16 protein-coding genes are annotated in these 17,901 nt (G+C 61.3%); 9 read left to right on the forward strand and 7 right to left on the reverse strand.

Features of this window, described 5'->3' with window-relative positions; all coding sequences use genetic code 11:
• Positions 1–113: 113 nt before the first annotated feature.
• Together rnt and OKB77_RS04385 are read right to left on the reverse strand one after the other, a co-directional pair.
• Positions 114–791, reverse strand: a complete 678-nt coding sequence (gene rnt, locus OKB77_RS04380; RefSeq protein WP_005333780.1) for a ribonuclease T — start codon at positions 789–791, stop codon at positions 114–116.
• A gap of 99 nt (positions 792–890) precedes the next feature.
• On the reverse strand, positions 891–1,634 hold the full coding sequence (locus OKB77_RS04385; RefSeq protein WP_150388911.1) for a phosphatase PAP2 family protein: 744 nt from the start codon (positions 1,632–1,634) through the stop codon (positions 891–893).
• Positions 1,635–1,882: 248 nt separating this feature from the next.
• Here OKB77_RS04385 and OKB77_RS04390 point away from each other — a divergent pair, with 248 nt between their 5' ends.
• The 9 genes from OKB77_RS04390 to OKB77_RS04430 all read left to right on the forward strand — a co-directional run bounded on the left by OKB77_RS04390 (position 1,883) and on the right by OKB77_RS04430 (position 12,165).
• Complete coding sequence (locus OKB77_RS04390) at positions 1,883–3,004, forward strand: 4-phosphoerythronate dehydrogenase (protein ID WP_270816983.1); 1,122 nt, start codon at positions 1,883–1,885, stop codon at positions 3,002–3,004.
• Positions 3,005–3,197: 193 nt separating this feature from the next.
• The gene (locus OKB77_RS04395) at positions 3,198–4,214 is read left to right on the forward strand and encodes an aspartate-semialdehyde dehydrogenase (protein ID WP_040066449.1); all 1,017 of its coding nucleotides are present in this window, start codon (positions 3,198–3,200) and stop codon (positions 4,212–4,214) included.
• Positions 4,215–4,485: 271 nt separating this feature from the next.
• Complete coding sequence (locus OKB77_RS04400) at positions 4,486–6,690, forward strand: FimV/HubP family polar landmark protein (RefSeq protein WP_150388913.1); 2,205 nt, start codon at positions 4,486–4,488, stop codon at positions 6,688–6,690.
• Positions 6,691–6,890: 200 nt separating this feature from the next.
• Entirely contained in the window at positions 6,891–7,700 is an 810-nt protein-coding gene (gene truA / locus OKB77_RS04405) for a tRNA pseudouridine(38-40) synthase TruA (protein ID WP_040066446.1), read from the forward strand.
• Between the two features lie 119 nt (positions 7,701–7,819).
• Positions 7,820–8,683 carry an acetyl-CoA carboxylase, carboxyltransferase subunit beta gene (accD, locus tag OKB77_RS04410; RefSeq protein ID WP_005333765.1) on the forward strand — a complete coding sequence of 288 codons (864 nt, stop codon included), beginning with the start codon at positions 7,820–7,822 and terminating at the stop codon, positions 8,681–8,683.
• 2 nt (positions 8,684–8,685) lie between these two features.
• The gene (folC, locus tag OKB77_RS04415; protein WP_190973230.1) at positions 8,686–9,945 is read left to right on the forward strand and encodes a bifunctional tetrahydrofolate synthase/dihydrofolate synthase; all 1,260 of its coding nucleotides are present in this window, start codon (positions 8,686–8,688) and stop codon (positions 9,943–9,945) included.
• 74 nt (positions 9,946–10,019) lie between these two features.
• The gene (gene dedD / locus OKB77_RS04420; protein WP_040066443.1) at positions 10,020–10,820 is read left to right on the forward strand and encodes a cell division protein DedD; all 801 of its coding nucleotides are present in this window, start codon (positions 10,020–10,022) and stop codon (positions 10,818–10,820) included.
• Positions 10,821–10,992: 172 nt separating this feature from the next.
• Positions 10,993–11,310, forward strand: a complete 318-nt coding sequence (locus tag OKB77_RS04425; protein ID WP_005333757.1) for a heavy metal-binding domain-containing protein — start codon at positions 10,993–10,995, stop codon at positions 11,308–11,310.
• A 252-nt stretch (positions 11,311–11,562) separates the two neighbouring features.
• Complete coding sequence (locus OKB77_RS04430) at positions 11,563–12,165, forward strand: hypothetical protein (RefSeq protein ID WP_150388915.1); 603 nt, start codon at positions 11,563–11,565, stop codon at positions 12,163–12,165.
• A 100-nt stretch (positions 12,166–12,265) separates the two neighbouring features.
• On the opposite strand, the gene cysG is transcribed toward OKB77_RS04430, so the two are convergent.
• From cysG to OKB77_RS04455, 5 genes are all read right to left on the reverse strand, one after another.
• Positions 12,266–13,657, reverse strand: a complete 1,392-nt coding sequence (gene cysG, locus OKB77_RS04435; protein WP_150388916.1) for a siroheme synthase CysG — start codon at positions 13,655–13,657, stop codon at positions 12,266–12,268.
• 197 nt (positions 13,658–13,854) lie between these two features.
• A complete protein-coding gene (gene asrC, locus OKB77_RS04440; RefSeq protein WP_150388917.1) occupies positions 13,855–14,865 on the reverse strand; it encodes a sulfite reductase subunit C in 1,011 nt (336 codons plus the stop codon).
• 11 nt (positions 14,866–14,876) lie between these two features.
• Positions 14,877–15,716 carry an anaerobic sulfite reductase subunit AsrB gene (gene asrB, locus OKB77_RS04445; RefSeq protein ID WP_058058511.1) on the reverse strand — a complete coding sequence of 280 codons (840 nt, stop codon included), beginning with the start codon at positions 15,714–15,716 and terminating at the stop codon, positions 14,877–14,879.
• A gap of 1 nt (position 15,717) precedes the next feature.
• Positions 15,718–16,776, reverse strand: a complete 1,059-nt coding sequence (gene asrA, locus OKB77_RS04450) for an anaerobic sulfite reductase subunit AsrA (protein WP_270816984.1) — start codon at positions 16,774–16,776, stop codon at positions 15,718–15,720.
• 200 nt (positions 16,777–16,976) lie between these two features.
• Complete coding sequence (locus tag OKB77_RS04455; RefSeq protein ID WP_005333746.1) at positions 16,977–17,819, reverse strand: patatin-like phospholipase family protein; 843 nt, start codon at positions 17,817–17,819, stop codon at positions 16,977–16,979.
• Between the last annotated feature and the right edge of the window lie 82 nt (positions 17,820–17,901).

Raw genomic sequence — 17,901 nt, forward strand, 5'->3', positions numbered from 1 at the left:
CCGTGCATCCCGTGCGCAGCGGTGGATAGTGACCTTGATGGCGATTTCCGGTGCGCCGTGCAATCAATCACGTCCCCAAAAAGCGAAGGCTGCCAGTGGCAGCCTTCATCCGTTTATTCTTGTCCCTCATCGTCGGCAGGGGCATCGGTTGTGTCATCATCCGGATGCGCTGGCGGCCAACCCCCCATGCTCTTCCAGCGGTTAACGATATGACAGAACAGCTCTGTGGTGCGTTCGGTGTCATAGAGGGCAGAGTGCGCCTCTTTATTGTCAAACGGGATGCGGGCGCTCTGGCACGCTTTGGCCAGCACGGTCTGCCCCAGCGCCAATCCGGAGAGAGCTGCGGTGTCGAAGGTCGCAAACGGGTGGAACGGATTGCGCTTGAGGCCTGCGCGCTCGGCGGCAGCCATCACGAAGCCGTGATCGAAGGTGGCGTTGTGGGCCACTATGATGGCGCGGCCGCAATCCTGCTCCTTCATCCCCTTGCGGATCCCCTTGAAGATCTCGGTCAGCGCCTCTTTTTCCGAGACAGCGCCACGCAACGGGTTGTAGGGGTCGATGCCGGTGAACTCCAGCGCAGCCTTTTCCAGGTTGGCCCCTTCGAAGGGCTCGACATGAAAGTGGAATACCTGATCGGGAACGAGCCAGCCCTGCTCATCCATTTTCAGGGTGTAAGCCGCGATTTCGAGCAGGGCATCGGTCTTGGCGTTGAACCCGGCTGTTTCAACATCGATGACGACGGGGTAAAAACCACGGAAACGGCCCTTGAGGGTATGAACTGCGTCGGTCATGGGATCTCGGTCGGGATAAAATGAGGCGGCATTATGGCAAAAAAGCACAGGCTTGTCCTCCCATCCCACGCAGGATACCGCGGCAAGGTGGCGCTCGATTTAATATCTGTGCAGCCACCAGCGGGCGGCAATCAGCGCCGTGAGCGTGCCCAACAGGGCGCTGGCCAGCACATCCACCGGCCAATGCATTCCCATTACCATGCGCGACAGACCAACCCCCAGCGCCCACAACGGCAGCAGCCAGACGCCTGTGGGGGCGCGGGCAAGCCAGATAAGGCCAAAGAACTGGGCCAGGCTGATGGCGGCGATGCTGTGGCCGGAGGGGAAGGCGTAGTTCACCTCGGCCTGCCAGTGGTGGCCGAGCCACTCTGGCAGGGCCAGCAACTGGCTGGCGGCGTGAACCTGTTCAGTGCGCACATCGATGCTACTGGCGTAGAAGTGCTTGATGGCCGGGATCAGCGCCTGACTCTCAAGCCAGAGCAGATAGGGTCTGGGCTCTTCTGTCAGGTGTTTGATCAGGCTCTTGAGCACCCAGTCGCTGGCGAGCAAGGTTGCCAGCACACACCCCAGCGCAATGAAGGGAGCCAGCTCCAGTTTGAGTTTGTAGCGGGTCAGCAACAGCAAGAGGGCGCCACTGACCCCGATCCCGGGAAGATCGACCATGCGGGTGAGGGCGTATGACCACCATAACCAACCTGATTGCAGGGAGCCGGTCAGAAAAGGCTGCCAGGGCAGGGTGGCGAGCAGCAGCAGGGGCAGGATCAACAGGGCAGTGAAGCCAAGCACCTGGCTGCGGGTGAGTGAGGCGGTTGACGTTGGGAGCGACGAAGCGTGTGGCGGCATGGTGGGTATGGGCGATCGCGAAAAAAGAGGGGCATTGTGCCACCGTGACATGCCCGGACAAAGCCGAGCAGCACGTTTGTTACCTCTGCTTACACATTTGTGGCGACATCCTCTGTTTTAGCGGGTTGATGGAGAGGCTGCCGCGCAATGTGGTCCCCTTTCGCGCCGGATTGCATCACAGGCTGAAATCTCGGGCGGCTTTGCGCTAGAATGGCGCCCCCGTGGCGGTTGTGACCAAAGAGAGCCCGATGAAGATAGTCGTTGATGAGAATATGCCCCATGCCGTGGAGCTGTTTGCCGAATTTGGCGAGGTGATCCCCTTGCCTGGGCGGCAGATGCAGGCACACGATCTGCTGGATGCCGATGTGCTGCTGGTGCGTTCGGTCACCCGCGTCAACGGCGATTTGCTGGCGACCAGCCCCAAACTCGGGTTTGTCGGCACCGCCACCATAGGCACAGACCATGTGGACAAGGCCCTGCTGGCAAGCCGCAATATTCCCTTCTTCAGCGCCCCCGGTTGCAACAAGTATTCGGTGGGGGATTATGTGCTCTCCGCCCTGCTGGTGCTGGCGGAGCGTTATGAACTCGACCTCTCGGCCATGACTTTGGCGGTGATTGGCGCGGGCAATACCGGCGAGTGTGTGGCTGGCAAGGCCCAAGCGCTCGGCATGCGGGTACTGCGCAGCGATCCACCCAAGGCGCGTAATACCCCCGATGCGGGCTTTGTCGATTATCAGACCGCTCTTGGTGCCGATATCGTCAGCTTCCATGTGCCCATTACCCGTGAAGGGCAGGATGCCACCTACCATCTGCTCGATGCCGAACAGATTGCCGCGCGCCCTGCCGGGCAGATCCTGATCAATGCTTCCCGGGGCGAGGTGTGGGATAACCGGGCCCTGCTGGCGCGCCAGTTGGGCGATGCGCCTTTGCGACTGGTGATGGATGTGTGGGAGAACGAGCCCGAGCCACTGGCTGCGCTGGTGCCCCATACCGAGATTGCCACCCCCCATATCGCTGGTTACAGCCTGGAGGGGAAGGCGCGCGGTACCTGGATGCTCTACCAGGCGCTGTGCCAGCAGCTGGGACACCAGCCTCGTCAGGATTTGAGTGGGCTGTTGCCCGCCCCCGATGTGCAGGCAGTGGTGCCGGGCCGCGCGCCGGATCAGGCGCTGATCAAGCAGCTGGTTCATCTGGTCTATGATGTGCGCCGCGATGATGCCCGTTTCCGGGCCCGACTCGGCTTGCCCGGCAGCTTTGACGAGCAGCGCAAACACTATCCCGAGCGCCGTGAACTATCCTCCCTGCAGGTTGAGGGGGCGTTTGCCGACCAGGCGCTGGGCGAGCTGGGATTTGCGCTGTCACGCCCCTGAATCGGGGACTAGGAGTTGGAAGATAACTGGAAGAGGTGAGCCGTACTGGCTACCTCGACCCCCTTTTTTACTGAGCTGGCGCAGATACTACTGCGCTGGCTCAGCCATATCAGGCAGCGTCATCTCGCCGTGCGGGAGCCTGCCGACCATGGCGCCACCCGGCGCCATTGCAGCATTATCAGAGGAGAACAGAATGAGCCAGCAGTTTAACGTAGCGGTATTGGGTGCCAGCGGCGCCGTGGGTCAGGCGATGATCGAGATCCTGGAAGAGCGCGAATTTCCGGTAGCGACCCTCTATCCGCTGGCTTCCAGCCGCAGCGCCGGTGATACCGTGCGCTTTGGCGGCAAAAACCTCGAGATCCTCGATGTGGAGGAGTTTGACTGGAGCCAGGTACAGATCGCACTCTTCTCCGCCGGTGCAGAGGTCTCTGCCAAGTGGGCGCCGATTGCTGCCGAACACGGCTGCATCGTCATCGACAACACCTCCTGCTTCCGTTACGACGAAGATATCCCGCTGGTGATCCCGGAAGTGAACCCGGATGCGCTGGCCGATTTTCGCAATCGCAACATCATCGCCAACCCCAATTGTTCTACCATCCAGATGCTGGTGGCTTTGAAGCCGCTGCACGACGAAGTGGGCATTGCCCGCATCAACGTGGCCACCTATCAATCCGTATCAGGCTCCGGCAAAGAGGGGGTCAGCGAGCTGGCAGGTCAGACAGCTCATCTGCTCAACGGTCGTCCGGTGGAACCGACCCTCTATCCGCAACAGATCGCCTTTAACCTGATCCCGCAGATCGACAGCTTCACCGACAACGGCTACACCCGTGAAGAGATGAAGATGGTATGGGAAACCCAGAAGATCCTGGGGGATGCCAGCATTGCCGTGAACCCCACCTGCGTGCGGGTGCCGGTCTTCTACGGCCACGCCGAGGCGGTACACGTCGAACTGCACCAGCCGCTCGATGCCGAACAGGTCAAGGATCTGCTGCGCAGTGCGCCGGGTGTGACCCTGTTTGATGACGAAGGGGACTATCCGACCCCGGTGCGTGACGCAACCGGCAAGGATGAGGTGCTGGTGGGTCGGGTACGCCAGGATATTTCTCACCCGAGTGGTATCAATATGTGGATCGTGGCCGATAACGTTCGTAAGGGCGCGGCAACCAACAGTGTACAGATTGCCGAGCTGCTGGTTCGCGACTATCTGTAAGGCTGGTCAGATGCCACAGATGCGCAGCAGGGAGTGCTGCGCATCCGGCCTGTGATCAAACCAGGGTGTGACCCATGCCGCACTCCGTCACTTCAAGATTCTGTTGCGATATCAACTGATTAAGTTTTTTCCTACACTCAGGGTCAAGTTGGGTGCTAAATGTGTCGGACTGCTGGCTTGCCAGGCGAGCCTGATTTATATTGAACCGACTGTTTTGGGGTAACTATCCAGATTTTTCAATGTGATAGGGCCGTCATACGAAGGAACGAATATGGGACATTCCCGCATAACATTGGCAACGCTACTCGCATTGGGTCTGCTGGGCACCGTCCAGGCTGAAGACTCGGCGCGGGAGCCTTTTTTTGTCGAGCTAAAAGGCCCTGACGAACCCGCACCTCCCGCCGTCAATTCCCAGCCACTGGCGCAGCCGGTCGCCAGACCCGTCGCACAACCGGTGCGTACAACCGCCCAGCCGGTGGTGCGTCAGGTCACTGCCAATGCCGGTAGCTATGGCCCTGTTCGTCCGACCGATACCCTCTGGAGCCTGGCGAGCAAATATCGCCCCTCCAATCGGGTCAGCGTCTACCAGACCATGGTGGCGATTTACGAGAAAAACCCCCGCAGTTTTGCCGATGGCAATATCAACCACATTCTGGTGGGATCCCGCATTCTGCTGCCGACCGCGGCCGAGGCGAGCGTCATCACTGATGCTCAGGCCCGCGCCAAGTTCCGTAGCGACAACGCCAGCTGGAAGGGGTTAAGCCCCAAATATCTGGCTGACAAGCAGGCCCATACAGCCAAGCCGGCTGCCGCCAAGCCCGCGAAGGTGGAAGCCGCCAAGACCGAGCCGGTGAAGGCTGCGCCTGCGCCGCTGCCAGTGGCGAAAGCCGCCCCCATTCCCGCCCCGGTGGTGGCACCGCAACCGGCTGCTGAAACCAAAGAAGTGGCCAAGGTGAGCGAGCCTGCGCCGAAAGAGGCGGTAGCACCTGCTCCGAGCGCAGCAGAAGGCACCACCCCGGCGCCTCTGCCTTCCGATCTGGATAAACCGGTGGGCAAACCGGCCACCGAGATGGCGCTGGCACTGGAAGATGCCAATGCCCAGCTCGGCCAGGTGACCGAGATGAACCACAGGCTCAAGCTGCGTCTGCAATCCCTGACCGAAGAGGTGGAGACCCTCAAGGCCCAGCTGCAGGATCAGACGGCGCTGCAAAAAGAGATTGCCGAGCTCAAGGCTCAACCGGTCCCGCCGGTGGCAGCCGAGCCTGAGCCTGAGAAAAACTGGTTGATGGATCTGCTCTCCTCACCGCTCAACCTCGCCATGATCATTCTGCTGCCTGTGCTGCTGGTCTTGGCGCTGGTGACCCTGTGGCTGCGTGCCCGGGCCCGCCGCGAACTGGAAGAGCAGGAGAAGAGCCTCTCCGAATCCACCGCCATGATGATGGATCAGGAGCAGAGCGAGTTTGATGATCTGCTGAGCGTCGATGTGACCGACAACGAGCCGGTGCGCCCGGTGCCGGATCTCAACACCCCCGATGGCTTTATGCCGATGGAGCCTGACGAGCCGGCCGCCAAGCCGGATGTCGATCTGGTGTTCAGCGACGAGGGCGAGATGGAGCTGCAGGGCTTTGAGCCCGAGCGGATGGCGGCCCAGCCAGCCAGTCGTGACCCGGACCTTGTGCCGGATCTCGATCTCTCGCTGGATGAGCCTATCGCGCTGGCCAACGAGCCCGCCATGGATCTGGCCAGCGAGTTCAACCCCAAGCCCAAGGCCGCTGACGAGATCATGAGCGAAGAGGAGCTGCAGGCAGCCCTGTTTGCCGAGCTGGATGCGGATCTCTCCGCCGACCTCGAGCCCGATTTGAGCTCCATCGACGAAGTCGGTGCCGCTGACGACGATCTGGCGAGCTTCGATCTCGGCGATTTCGACAGTGCCCTCGACGAGCCCGCCACAGGGAAAGATGACAACGCCATTGATCTCAGTGCCGCAGAGGACGCCGACGAGAGTGCGGATGCCATGCTGGCCGAGCTCGGTCTTGAGCCTGTCAAGGCGAAGGAAGCGGAGCTGGATCTGGAGTGGGATCCCAACGAGCTGGCGCTCTCCGATTTCGAAGATGCGTTCGCCGAGGTGGAATCACATCCGGCAGATCTCCAGCCCCGTGAGCAGGCACAGGAGAGTGGCTACGTCGAGATCGACAAGCTGCTGGCCGAAGCGGATGCCACCGCGCCGGAGCAGGAGCCGTATCAGGGCTTCTCGCTGGATGTGGGGCTCGATGGCTTCCCCGAGGTGCTGCCGGAATCCACCGGATTTGACGTGGATGCCGACGACGGCGGTGTGGGGGCCAAGCTGGATCTGGCCCGTGCCTACCTCGAGATTGATGACAAGGATAGCGCCCGCGAGCTGCTGCAAGAGGCTGCGGAGCAGGGCAGCGATCACCAGCGCGCCGAAGCCGAGAAGTTGCTCAAGCGGTTGGGCTAAAGCATTTCCCATCACGGGATCAGCAAAACGGGGGCAGCCAGCAGGCTGCCCTCTTCTTTTGGCGAGTTGCAACGGTGCGAGTATGGCCGCGCAGGCTCTCAATCTGGGCCAATTGCGTGCGTGGTGGGACTTTTCAGGCTGAGCGCGTATAATCCGCCCCGTTTCTTTCACTGCGTTTTCACAACAAGACAAGTTTATCCATGCGAATTGCCCTAGGTATTGAATATGACGGCAGCCGGTATTTCGGCTGGCAGCGTCAGCGTGAAGTGATCAGCGTGCAGGCTGAACTGGAGACGGCGCTGAGCCGGATTGCCAACCACCCTGTCTCCATCCAGTGTGCCGGACGCACCGATGCCGGTGTCCATGCGACCGGTCAGGTGATCCACTTCGATACCGAGGCGAACCGTGCCGAAGGGGCCTGGACCCTGGGGCTCAATTCCAACCTGCCGCCGGATATCGCCGTGCGCTGGGTCAAGCAGGTGGACGAGAGCTTCCACGCCCGCTTCAGCGCCACCGCCCGTCGCTACCGCTATGTCATCTACAACCACAACTACCGGCCGGCGATCCTCGGCAGTGGCGTCAGCCACTACCACGAGACCATCGATGCGGAGTTGATGCACCAGGCGGGCCAGAGCCTACTGGGGGAGCACGACTTCAGCACCTTCCGTGCCGTCGCCTGCCAATCCAACACCCCGTGGCGCAATGTGACCCATCTGTGTGTCAGCCGCTCCGGCCCCTACATCGTGCTCGACATCAAGGCCAACGCCTTCCTGCACCATATGGTGCGCAACATCACCGGCTCCCTGCTGCTGGTGGGGCAGGGGCTCAAACCGGTGGAGTGGATTGCCGAGGTGCTGGCTGCCAAGGATCGCAATCTGGCCGGGCCGACCGCCAAGGCCGGTGGCCTCTATCTGGTCGACGTGGATTACCCAGCCGAGTTTGCTCTACCGCAGTTGCCGCTCGGCCCGCTGTGGCTGCCGGACTCGGCACCGGGTACGACCAGTTTTTAGTAACTGCGCCCGAAAAATTGTGGTTTAATGACCCGTCATTTGTTGCCATCGAGCTATTAAGTCATTGAACAATCTAGGCTCGATGCGTTTTGTCAGGCACAAAAGCATTAAGGAATTCCATGAGCTGGCTTGAGAAGATTCTTCCCAAGAGCAAGATCACTGCGCCCCGTCGTCACAACATTCCGGAAGGGGTGTGGACCAAGTGCAGTGCTTGTGAACAGGTGCTCTACCGGGCAGAGTTGGAGCGCAACCTCGAAGTGTGCCCCAAGTGTGATCATCATATGCGCATCAGCGCCCGCGCCCGTCTCGAGAGCTTCCTCGATGAGCAGGGTCGTACCGAGATCGGTGCCGAGCTGGAGCCGCAGGATGTACTGAAATTCAAGGATTCCAAGCGCTACAAGGATCGTTTGTCTGCCGCTCAGAAAGAGACGGCGGAGAAAGATGCGCTGGTGGTGATGAAAGGGACCCTCAAAGGGGTACCGGTTGTCGCCTGTTCGTTCGAATTCTCCTTCATGGGTGGCTCCATGGCCTCCGTGGTCGGTGCCCGCTTTGTGCGCGCCGTCGAGGAGTGCATCAAGGAAGGCCGTGGCCTGGTCTGCTTCTCCGCCTCTGGTGGTGCTCGCATGCAGGAAGCCCTCTTCTCCCTGATGCAGATGGCCAAGACCAGTGCAGCGCTGGACCGACTCACCAAGGCGGGCCTGCCCTATATCTCCGTGCTGACCGACCCCACCATGGGTGGCGTCTCTGCCAGTCTGGCGATGCTGGGTGACATCAACGTGGGCGAGCCCAAGGCGCTGATCGGCTTTGCCGGCCCGCGTGTTATCGAGCAGACCGTGCGCGAGAAGCTGCCGGAAGGCTTCCAGCGCTCCGAATTCCTGCTGGAAAAGGGTGCCATCGATATCATCATCGATCGCCGCGAAATGCGTAACCGTCTGGCCAGCCTGCTTGCCAAAATGCTGAATACTCACGTCATCGAAGAGTGAAGATGAGTTCAAACATGCAACAATCCCAAAGCCGGTCGCTTGTCGACTGGCTTTCTTATTTGGAGCAGATCCATCCGGTCAATATCGACATGGGGCTGGATCGGGTCGGTGCTGTCGCCCGGCGCATGGATCTCACCCAGCTGCCGTTCAAGGTGATCACGGTGGCGGGCACCAACGGCAAGGGCTCCAGCTGTGCCATGGCGGCCAGCATTCTGATGGCCGCAGGCTACAAGGTCGGCGTCTACTCCTCGCCCCATCTGCTGCGCTTTACCGAGCGGGTGCGGGTCAACGGGCAAGAGCTGTCCGACAGCGATCACTGCGCCGCTTTTGCCGAAGTGGAAGCGGCGCGTGGCGAGATTGCCCTTACCTTCTTCGAGTTCGCCACCCTGGCTGGCTTGTGGCTCTTCTGCCGCGCCGCCCCCGATGTGCTGCTGCTGGAAGTGGGACTGGGCGGTCGGCTCGACGCCACCAACGTGGTGGAGTCCGATGTGGCGATGATCACCTCCATTGCCCTCGATCACTGCGACTGGCTGGGTGATACCCGCGAAGCAGTGGCGGTGGAGAAGGCTGGGGTCTATCGCGCCGGTAAACCCGCCATCAGTGGCGAGCCCAATCCGCCTGCGACTATCGCGAGCGAAGCTGCGCGTCTTGGCGCCAACCTGCGTCAGGTTGGTATCGATTTTCGTGGCGATGAGCACGAGAGCGGTTGGGATTATCACGGCCTCAACCAGTGGCGGGATCTGCCAAAACCGGCGCTGCCGCTGATGAACGCGGTGACCGTACTGGCGGCGTTGGAGTCCCTCGGCTTGCCGCTGCCGGAGTCCGCCATTCGTGACGGGCTGGCCAATGCCCGTCTGGCTGGCCGGATGCAGCAGCTGCAAAGTGCGCCGCTGGTGATCGTCGATGTAGCCCATAACCCCCATTCGGCAGCCTATCTGGCAGCGCAATTGCGCAAGATGCCCTGCGCGGGTGTGCGCCGCGCCGTGGTCGGCATGCTCAAAGACAAGGACATGGCGGGATCCCTTGCCGAACTTGATGGTCTGATTGGCGAGTGGTATCTGGCCAGCCTCACCGGCCCGCGCGCCGCCACTGCTGCGCAACTGGCTGCGGCGCTGGGGGAGGGAAAGGGCCCTGCCAGAGAGTTTGATGATGTCAGCGCCGCTTATCAGGCAGCGTTGGCCGCATCGAGTCCGGACGATATGGTCATTGTGTTTGGTTCGTTTTACACTGTCGCCGACATTCTGGCGGGTGTCGCCGTCTAGGCCACACCCCGGCTCCCCGGCCTTCGGGCGGGGAGCCAAATCGCATATTGAGTTACGTAAAGGTAGGATTCAACTTGGCCTCGAAGTTTCAAAACCGTCTGGTGGGCACCGTCATCCTGGTGGCCCTGGTTGTTATTTTCCTGCCGGACTTGCTGGATGGTCACAAGCTGGCACAAAAGGAGGAGGCCTTTGCCAAGATCCCGCTGCGCCCCGAGCTGGAGCCTGCCAAGCCCGCGCTGCAGGTCTCGGCAGCCAGCAGCCTGCCAGCCGATCATCTGGCCAGCCAGCAACAGGCCTCTGCGGCCCAGCAGTGGCAAGTGGAAGAGGTGGCTGACCCCATGACCCTCGCCGGTCAGGGCAACGGTGCGCAGCCGGCGACAACCCCTGCCGCACCGGCACCGGTTCAGCCGCAACAGAATGCCCAACCCAAGCCACAGCCCAAGCCGGAAGTGGTGGCCAAAAAACCGGTAGAACCGCCAAAGCCAGCACCCAAGCCGACGCCAGCCAAACCGGTTGAAGTGGCCAAGGCACCCGCACCGACCAAGCCGCAGGCGGGTCAGATCAAGTCCCTCGACGATCTGATTGAAAGCAAGATGACCCAGCCGACCACTCCCGCGCCTGCTGCGGCACCGGCGCAGGGCAGCTGGATCCTTCAGCTTGGCGCCTTCAAGAACGTCGACAGCGTCAACGCGCTGGTGAGCAAGCTGCGGGCGGCGGGCTACTCTGCCCACACCTCGCCGCGCACACCGGTGCAGGGTCAGCTCAACCGGGTCTTTATCGGACCGGATGTCTCCAAGGCCAAACTGCAGGGCATGCAGGGGCGGATCTCCCAGATGACCGGCCTCAGTGGCTCGGTGGTCTCTTACAATCCGTAACGGCGGTGCCGTTGGCAATGTCCCTCTGAAACAAACACCGCGCCCTTTGCGCGGTGTTTTTTTATCTGGCCGCCGTGATTTTTAAGGACGGCGTCGTACAGGTCACCCTCCGGTTGGGATTTTCGGGCAGTTGGGGTAGTCTGAGCCCTTCTGCTACTCACAGGAGTTCAAGATGATCCTCTCGACGACCCCCACGCTGGAAGGCAAAACCATTCGTGAATACCGCGGCATCGTGGTTGGCGAAGCCATTCTCGGCGCCAACATTTTCAAGGATCTCTTTGCCGGGATCCGCGACATCATCGGCGGCCGCTCCGGTGCCTATGAAAAAGAGCTGGCCCGTGCCCGCGAGATCGCCTTCGATGAGCTGAAAGAGCGCGCAGCGGCCCTTGGTGCCAACGCAGTGGTCGGCATCGATATCGACTACGAGGTGGTGGGGCAAAATGGCAGCATGCTGATGGTCAGCATCAGTGGCACCGCCGTGGTGGTCTGATCGGGCACCCGCCTCTGCATGGGCAATGAGCCGATAACCGGGTTATCGGCTTTTTTATTGCCTGTCTGATACGTGGTGGCTGGAGGGGTTGTCACTTAAAATATTGATTTTAAATATTTATATTTATTAATAACTCCACTGACCGGTTTTATTTTTTTTAACTGGGTAGCCCGAGAGGGTCAAGCTAGAGTGCCGCCATCAGGAACGACACTGCTCACGGACGAGGTTCTCTTCTCTTGAAGGCGTATCAAAATGAATCAAAAACCTGTTCTGCTGACCCTTGTCATGTTGGCCATGACCGCCCATGCCGGCAGTGCCCTCGCGGCGCTGCCCAACTTCAGCGCGACTTGTCCCACCGATATCCGGGTCAAGTCACAAGGGGGCAACGTCTTTATCAATGGCAAGAAGGCGACCCTGAAAACGCTGGCGCCCGCCGCCTATTCGGCCACAAACGGCAAGGTGGTCATCGGGATCACCTTCGATCTGCCCGCCAGCGAACCCACGCTGGATTACGACATCAAGCATGATCGCCGGGCCCACGGCTTTTGCACCGTGCACGCCTGGTCGGCGGGCAAGGCAGCCGCACTGCCGATGGCCAAGGGGGACTCGCCCTATCAGGGCAAGTGGATCGCCAAGAACCGCGAGACAGGCGCCACGGTGGCCAATATTCAGGTGGATGGCAAGGAGCAGGTGTGGGTCAACGGAGTCAAGGTGAAGGCGAAACGGGCCGATGGTGCGCTGCAGTTTCGTCAGGGCTCTATCCTCTACACCTTGCAGGGGGATCCGCGTATTCGCGATGAGAGCGACTGGAATGACAGCGATGTTCAGAACACCGGCCCCATCACACTGGAGTAACAGACGCGCCGTGCCACGGCTTGGTCATTGATGCAAAAAACAGAGAGCGGCATGGCCGCTCTCTGTTTTGTTGTCTCTATTGGATGATAGTCGTGCGGGGTTAGATGCCGTGGATGGCGTTGGCTTCCCCATACCAGTCCAGCTTGTCGGCCAGAGTGACCACCGAGCCGATAATGATGAGACTCGGGCTCTTCACCTGACGGGCCAGTTCGGCCAACTGCTGCAGCTCGCCGCGCACCACCCGCTGACTGAGCTGGGTGCCTTGCTCCACCAGCGCCACCGGGGTGTGACCGGGCATGCCGTGGGTTTGCAGCTCATCCTGAATGCGGGCGGCATGGGCCAGCCCCATGTAGAACACCAGGGTCTGGCGGGGGGCCGCCAGCGCCGACCACTCCTGGGCGATATTGCCCTCCTTGTCGTGGCCAGTGATGAACTGCACCCGCTGGGCGTGATCGCGGTGGGTGAGGGGAATGCCGCTGTAGGCGGCGCAGCCTGAGGCTGCCGTAATGCCCGGTACCACCGAGAAGGGGATGCCCGCCTCGGCCAGGGTTTCCAGCTCCTCGCCACCCCGGCCAAAGATAAAGGGATCGCCCCCCTTGAGCCGCACCACCTGTTTGCCCAGCAGCGCTTGTTCCAGCAACAGCTGGTTGATCGCCTGCTGGGGTACGCAGTGGCGGCCCGCCTCCTTGCCAACAAAGATCCGCTCGGCATCCCGGCGCACAAGCGCCAACACCTCCTGCGAGACCAGTCGGTCATAGACCACCACATCCGCCTGCTGCAACTGCTGCAGACCGCTTAGGGTGAGCAGCCCCGCATCGCCGGGGCCTGCGCCGACCAGGGTTACGCTTCCCTTGCTCTGCAGCGGCTCATCGAGCAGCTCTGCGACGCTCTGTTCGGCAGCTTGCTGCTGGCCGCGGGCCAGTTGGCGGGCGAGGCGATCGTGGCTAAAGAATCGCTCCCAGAAGCGGCGGCGGGCCAGCTTGTCCGGAATGAGTTTGACCCTCTCGCGCAGCTTGCCCGCCAGCGCCGCGAGCTGGCCGAGGTGTTGCGGTAGCAACGCTTCGAGTTTTTCCCGCAGCTGGCGGCTCAGTACCGGCGCCGCGCCTGCGCTGGAGATGGCCACCATCAGCGGCGAGCGGTCAATGATCGCGGGCATGATGGCGCTGCAGTGGGCCGGAGAGTCCACCACATTGCAGAAGATCTGGCGCAGGTTCGCCTCATGAAAGACCTGCTGGTTGACCTCTTGCTGGTTGGTGGCGGCGATCACCAGCCACTTGCCATCGAGCAGTTCGGGATGAAAGCTGGCGGCGCAGACGGTCAGGCGACCCTGCTCGGCCCAGCTCATCAGCTGGGGTTCCAGATGCGGGGCATTGATGGTGATCTTCGCCTTGGCATCGAGCAGCAGGCGCGCCTTGCGCACCGCCACCTCACCGCCGCCGACGATCAGGACCGGCTTGTTTTGCAGCTGACAGAAGAGAGGGAGAAAGTCCATAACAGGCTCCGGATGCTGGCCCGCTCGCAATGCCGCGCCGGGCGAGATAGCAGGGCGCGCCGTGACGCACCCCGGATGGTCGGGGGAAAGATCCCCCGACGGGAATAAAAAAGGGGAAGGGTGATCTACGCCCGGGCCCACGACAGATCCCCACCGGTGTCGGCCACTTGATCACGCTTCCCCAAACGAGGTTTTTCCTATTGCACCGCTTTGACATGCATGTTGGCGACGTACTGATCTTCGGCCCAGAAGATGCGGTCAGCGACCATGGCTTCCGGGTTGAGGGTGACGCCGCGCAGCACCCGCTCCTTGAACTTGTGATAACCGGCCCGGTCGATAAGGTGACCCATGTGCAGGTAGATGGGTTTGCCATCCAGCATCTCGGCCTCGAACTCGAACAGGTTCTTGATCACCGCGTGCAGCACCTCTTCGGTCACCCAGTTGAGGAACAGCTTGCCGGTACGGGGGGTCTTCTTACTGGTGCGTCCCCCCAGCTTGACCATATAGAGCTGCTTGGGATCCCGCTGCCAGGCCATAGTCGGGCAGGCCAGCACGCATTCGCCACAGCCGATGCACTTGCTCTCCTCCTTGACCGCCTTGCCATGCTTGATGGCGAGGCAATCCACAGCGTGGTGGCTGCACGCCTTGACGCAGGCGCCGCAGCCGATGCAGCGCTCGGCATTGAAGTGGATCTTGGCGATGCCGAGGATACCGAAGTCGGCCATGTTGGCCTTGGCGCAGTCGTTGGGGCAGCCGGCGATCACCATCTTGAGGTGATAGGGGTTGGGGTAGAGGTGCTTCTCCATCCGCTGGGCCAGCCCGGTGCAGTCGATATTGCCCTTCTGGCAGATGGTGTTGCCCTGACAGGCGACGATGTTGCGCCCGCCGATGGTCTGGTAACCGGCTGTGGTGTCCTCTACCTCGATGCCGCAGGTCTCCACCTCGATCTCCTTGATAAAGGGTTCGAGGGCGGCGTTGACCTTGTCCATGTCCTGATACTTGATGCCGGGCATCGCCAGCTTCTGGCGGGTGGTGAGGTGGATCAGGCCGTTGCCGTACTGTTCGGCGATCTGCTGGGCCACCGCCAGCAGGTGGGCGGGCATGATCCCGCCGGGAATGCGTACGCTGATCATCGCTTCGCCGCGCACCTTGGAGAGGCGGTATTCGTTCTTGGCGCGGGCCTTGATGATGTCGATATCGAGACTCATGGTGTTCTCCCTCAGTCGATCAGATGCTGGGCCTGGTCAAAACGAAAGACCGGTCCATCCACGCAGATATAGGTGTCGCCCATCCGGCAGTGGCCACACTTGCCAACGGCGCAGGCCATGCGGCGTTCGTAGTCGACCCAGATGCGATCCTTGGGGATGCCCCGTTCGAGGAAGGCGAGCACCACGAAGCGGATCATGATGGGGGGGCCGACCACGATCACCTGGATATCCTCCTTGTCAGCGAGATCCAGCTGGTCGATGTAGTCGGTGACCCGGCCGATGCGAAACTGCTCGCTCTCCTTACCCTCATCCAGAGTGACGATGAGGTTCTGCTGCTCGGCCCAGAGCGGCATCTCGTGGCGATAGAGCACCGCCTGCTCGTTCTTGAAGCCGAGGATCATGTCGAGGGATTTCACCTCTTCCGGATGTTTGCTGAAGCGGCGCAGCAGCCCCTTGACCGGCGCGACGCCGGTACCGCCCGCCACCACGATGAGGTGCTGGTTGCGGTAGGTCTCCAGCGGATAGCCGTTGCCGTGGACGCCGCGCATCCACACCTTGTCGCCCACATCGAGGGCAAACAGCGCATCGGTCACCTTGCCGACCTTGCGGATCAACAGGTCCACATATCCATCGCCATAGTCGGAGACCGAGATGGGCGCCTCGCCGACGGTGGGCAGGGAGATCTCCACAAACTGGCCGTAGTGGACATCAAAGTCGCGTGATACCCGAAAGTTCCACTCAAGCTCGGTGTGACGCTCGATGGCCAGAATGGTGTAGGCCTTGGGCAGCAGGCGGTTTTCGACCTCGTCCTGCTGCGGTTCTGCTGTTGCGGTTTGCTGGCACTGGCACATATCAGTTCGCCCCCTGCGCGTTGTCGGCTGCGATGGTCTGTTCGACCACATCGGTCATCTTGTTGATGATGTTGCTAAAGGAGATGTAGTGAGGGCAGCGATCGTCGCAGCGGCCACAGCCGACGCACATGTGCTCCTCCCCCTGACGGGACTTGTAGTCGTTGACCTTGTGCAGGGCGCGATAACGCAGGCGCTCGCCATGCTTGGCGCGAAAACCGTGGCCACCGGCCATGTCGCTGAAGCCATCTACCATGCAGCTGGCCCACTGGCGACGGCGCTCACCCTGCTTGGGGTTCTCCGCATAGGTGAGGTCGTGCACGCTGTAACAGCTGCAGGTCGGGCAGGAGGTGGTGCAGCGGCCGCAGCCGATGCAGCGGCTGTCGTACTCGGCCCAGACCGGATGGGCGGTGAGGATCTGGCGGATCCGCTGGGGGTCGTCACAGACGCTGTCCGGGGTGCGTACCTTGACCGGGTTGCTCTGGACAAATTCCGGGGTGAAGTCATCGGATTCACCCAGTTCGGCAAAGTAGCCGAGCAGCTCGGGATCCTTCACCTCGATGCGGGCACCCTCATCGCTCAGACGAATGGCGGCGGCGTAGTCTTGGGTCTCGTTGCTGCCCATGGAGACGCAGAAGCAGTTCTCGAAGCTCTCGCGGCACTCCAGCAGCACCAGCTTGAGCTTGCTGCGCAGCCGGGCGTAGTAGACGTCGCTGTTCTGGCCGTTTTTCAGGTAGACCTGATCCAGCCTGCGCAGGGCGTGGATATCGCAGCTGCGCAAGAACAGCAGGGTGGGTTTGGCCTCCACCTTTGATTCACGCAGCTCCAGATTGTCGAAGTGGAACAGGGTCTGGGTGATGGGGAGCACCACCTCTTTCGGGGAGAAGTGGGACTTCTCCTGCCACACCAGATCGGCCGGATGGCGGATGCTGTGGTAGGTGACGTTGTCGGTGTCGGAGAAGCGGCCGCCCCGATATTCGGCCGCGGGCGCCATGATCCGGTAATCGGGCAGCAGCCGCTCGAACAGCTGCGCCAGCGCGGGATGGGTGAGAAGAAACGACATAAATAAACACCTTGTATGAGGGTGAGATGCCCTGGCATAGGGATGAGGAGCGGGCCGGTCTGGGTGTCTGGCACCGGTTCTGGCCGCGCTTGCCTCGCCACGGTCTGTTTTTATGACTCATGTTGCTCAACTGACCCGATTGTTATTGTGTTGGCGGCGCGTGCGTCGCGGCAGGTCGGGTCATGCCTGTAAAACCCTTATCAATTGAGCAGGGCGGCCTGATAGCCTGCGCACTTGCCCATCACGTATCCCATCTCCAGCTTGTTGATGTCGCGGGTAAAACGGGAAACGGGGAAGTAGTCGGCCGGGGCGATCACCTCGATCTGGCAGTCCTCCGGCGGATTGGCGATAAAATCGAGCGCCTCGTTGTAGCTGCGATCCCGCTGCTCCAGCGCCTGTGCCAGCGCGGGGCGGGTCTTGAGCAGGGTGCGGATCATCCAGGGGAAGGGCATCGGCTTGAGCCGATAGCCAAGGGGCTCGGAGAGGATCACCGTCAGGTGACGGGCACCTCGGCGGTAGGCCTCGATCACCGGGATGGAGTCGGCCACCCCCCCATCTGTCATCGGCACCCCGTGCACCTCCGGGTATTCGTGGGAGGCGAGGGGAATGGCGCAGCTGGCGGGCAGCACCTCGTTCATGTTCTCCGGCTTGACCCGGATGTACTCAGCCTTGCCGGTCAGGGTATTGGTCACCACCGCATAGAAGGGGATACCGGTCTCCCGGTAGGCGTGAATGTCGAGGGGATACTTGCGGCAGCTGGTGTTCCACAGCCAGTGGATATCCACCAGATTGCCCCCCTTGGCAAAGCGCAGGGGATCCATAAACTGCTGGCTGCACGCCAGTTTGGTCAGGATCTCGTGGCTGCGACCATGCTGGCTGGCGAGATAAGCCAGCAAGTTGGTGGCTCCCGCCGAGACACCGATGGCGAAGTCAAAGGGGCGATAGTCATGCTCGATAAACGCATCCAGCACGCCGCTGGCAAATATGCCGCGCATGGCACCGCCTTCTACAACCAATGCGCTGGGGGATGCGTTTTTGTTCATGACAGGCACCTCATTGATAAGTCAGAGAGAAAAAGTGGGAAAGAGAACGTCCGGGCTGTCAGGCCGACCATTCTGACAACCA

This window comes from Aeromonas sp. Y318-3, assembly GCF_027706185.1.
Taxonomy (GTDB): domain Bacteria; phylum Pseudomonadota; class Gammaproteobacteria; order Enterobacterales; family Aeromonadaceae; genus Aeromonas; species Aeromonas veronii.

Bases quoted from the DNA above. Each gene is read 5' to 3' on its own strand.
- asrC (WP_150388917.1), bottom strand. From the start codon at position 14,865: ATGAGTCTCGATATCGACATCATCAAGGCCCGCGCCAAGAACGAATAC.
- cysG (WP_150388916.1), bottom strand. From the start codon at position 13,657: ATGGACTTTCTCCCTCTCTTCTGTCAGCTGCAAAACAAGCCGGTCCTG.
- OKB77_RS04395 (WP_040066449.1), top strand. From the start codon at position 3,198: ATGAGCCAGCAGTTTAACGTAGCGGTATTGGGTGCCAGCGGCGCCGTG.
- accD (WP_005333765.1), top strand. From the start codon at position 7,820: ATGAGCTGGCTTGAGAAGATTCTTCCCAAGAGCAAGATCACTGCGCCC.
- OKB77_RS04455 (WP_005333746.1), bottom strand. From the start codon at position 17,819: ATGAACAAAAACGCATCCCCCAGCGCATTGGTTGTAGAAGGCGGTGCC.
- OKB77_RS04430 (WP_150388915.1), top strand. From the start codon at position 11,563: ATGAATCAAAAACCTGTTCTGCTGACCCTTGTCATGTTGGCCATGACC.
- OKB77_RS04390 (WP_270816983.1), top strand. From the start codon at position 1,883: ATGAAGATAGTCGTTGATGAGAATATGCCCCATGCCGTGGAGCTGTTT.
- folC (WP_190973230.1), top strand. From the start codon at position 8,686: ATGAGTTCAAACATGCAACAATCCCAAAGCCGGTCGCTTGTCGACTGG.
- asrB (WP_058058511.1), bottom strand. From the start codon at position 15,716: ATGTGCCAGTGCCAGCAAACCGCAACAGCAGAACCGCAGCAGGACGAG.
- OKB77_RS04385 (WP_150388911.1), bottom strand. From the start codon at position 1,634: ATGCCGCCACACGCTTCGTCGCTCCCAACGTCAACCGCCTCACTCACC.
- OKB77_RS04400 (WP_150388913.1), top strand. From the start codon at position 4,486: ATGGGACATTCCCGCATAACATTGGCAACGCTACTCGCATTGGGTCTG.
- asrA (WP_270816984.1), bottom strand. From the start codon at position 16,776: ATGTCGTTTCTTCTCACCCATCCCGCGCTGGCGCAGCTGTTCGAGCGG.
- OKB77_RS04425 (WP_005333757.1), top strand. From the start codon at position 10,993: ATGATCCTCTCGACGACCCCCACGCTGGAAGGCAAAACCATTCGTGAA.
- truA (WP_040066446.1), top strand. From the start codon at position 6,891: ATGCGAATTGCCCTAGGTATTGAATATGACGGCAGCCGGTATTTCGGC.
- rnt (WP_005333780.1), bottom strand. From the start codon at position 791: ATGACCGACGCAGTTCATACCCTCAAGGGCCGTTTCCGTGGTTTTTAC.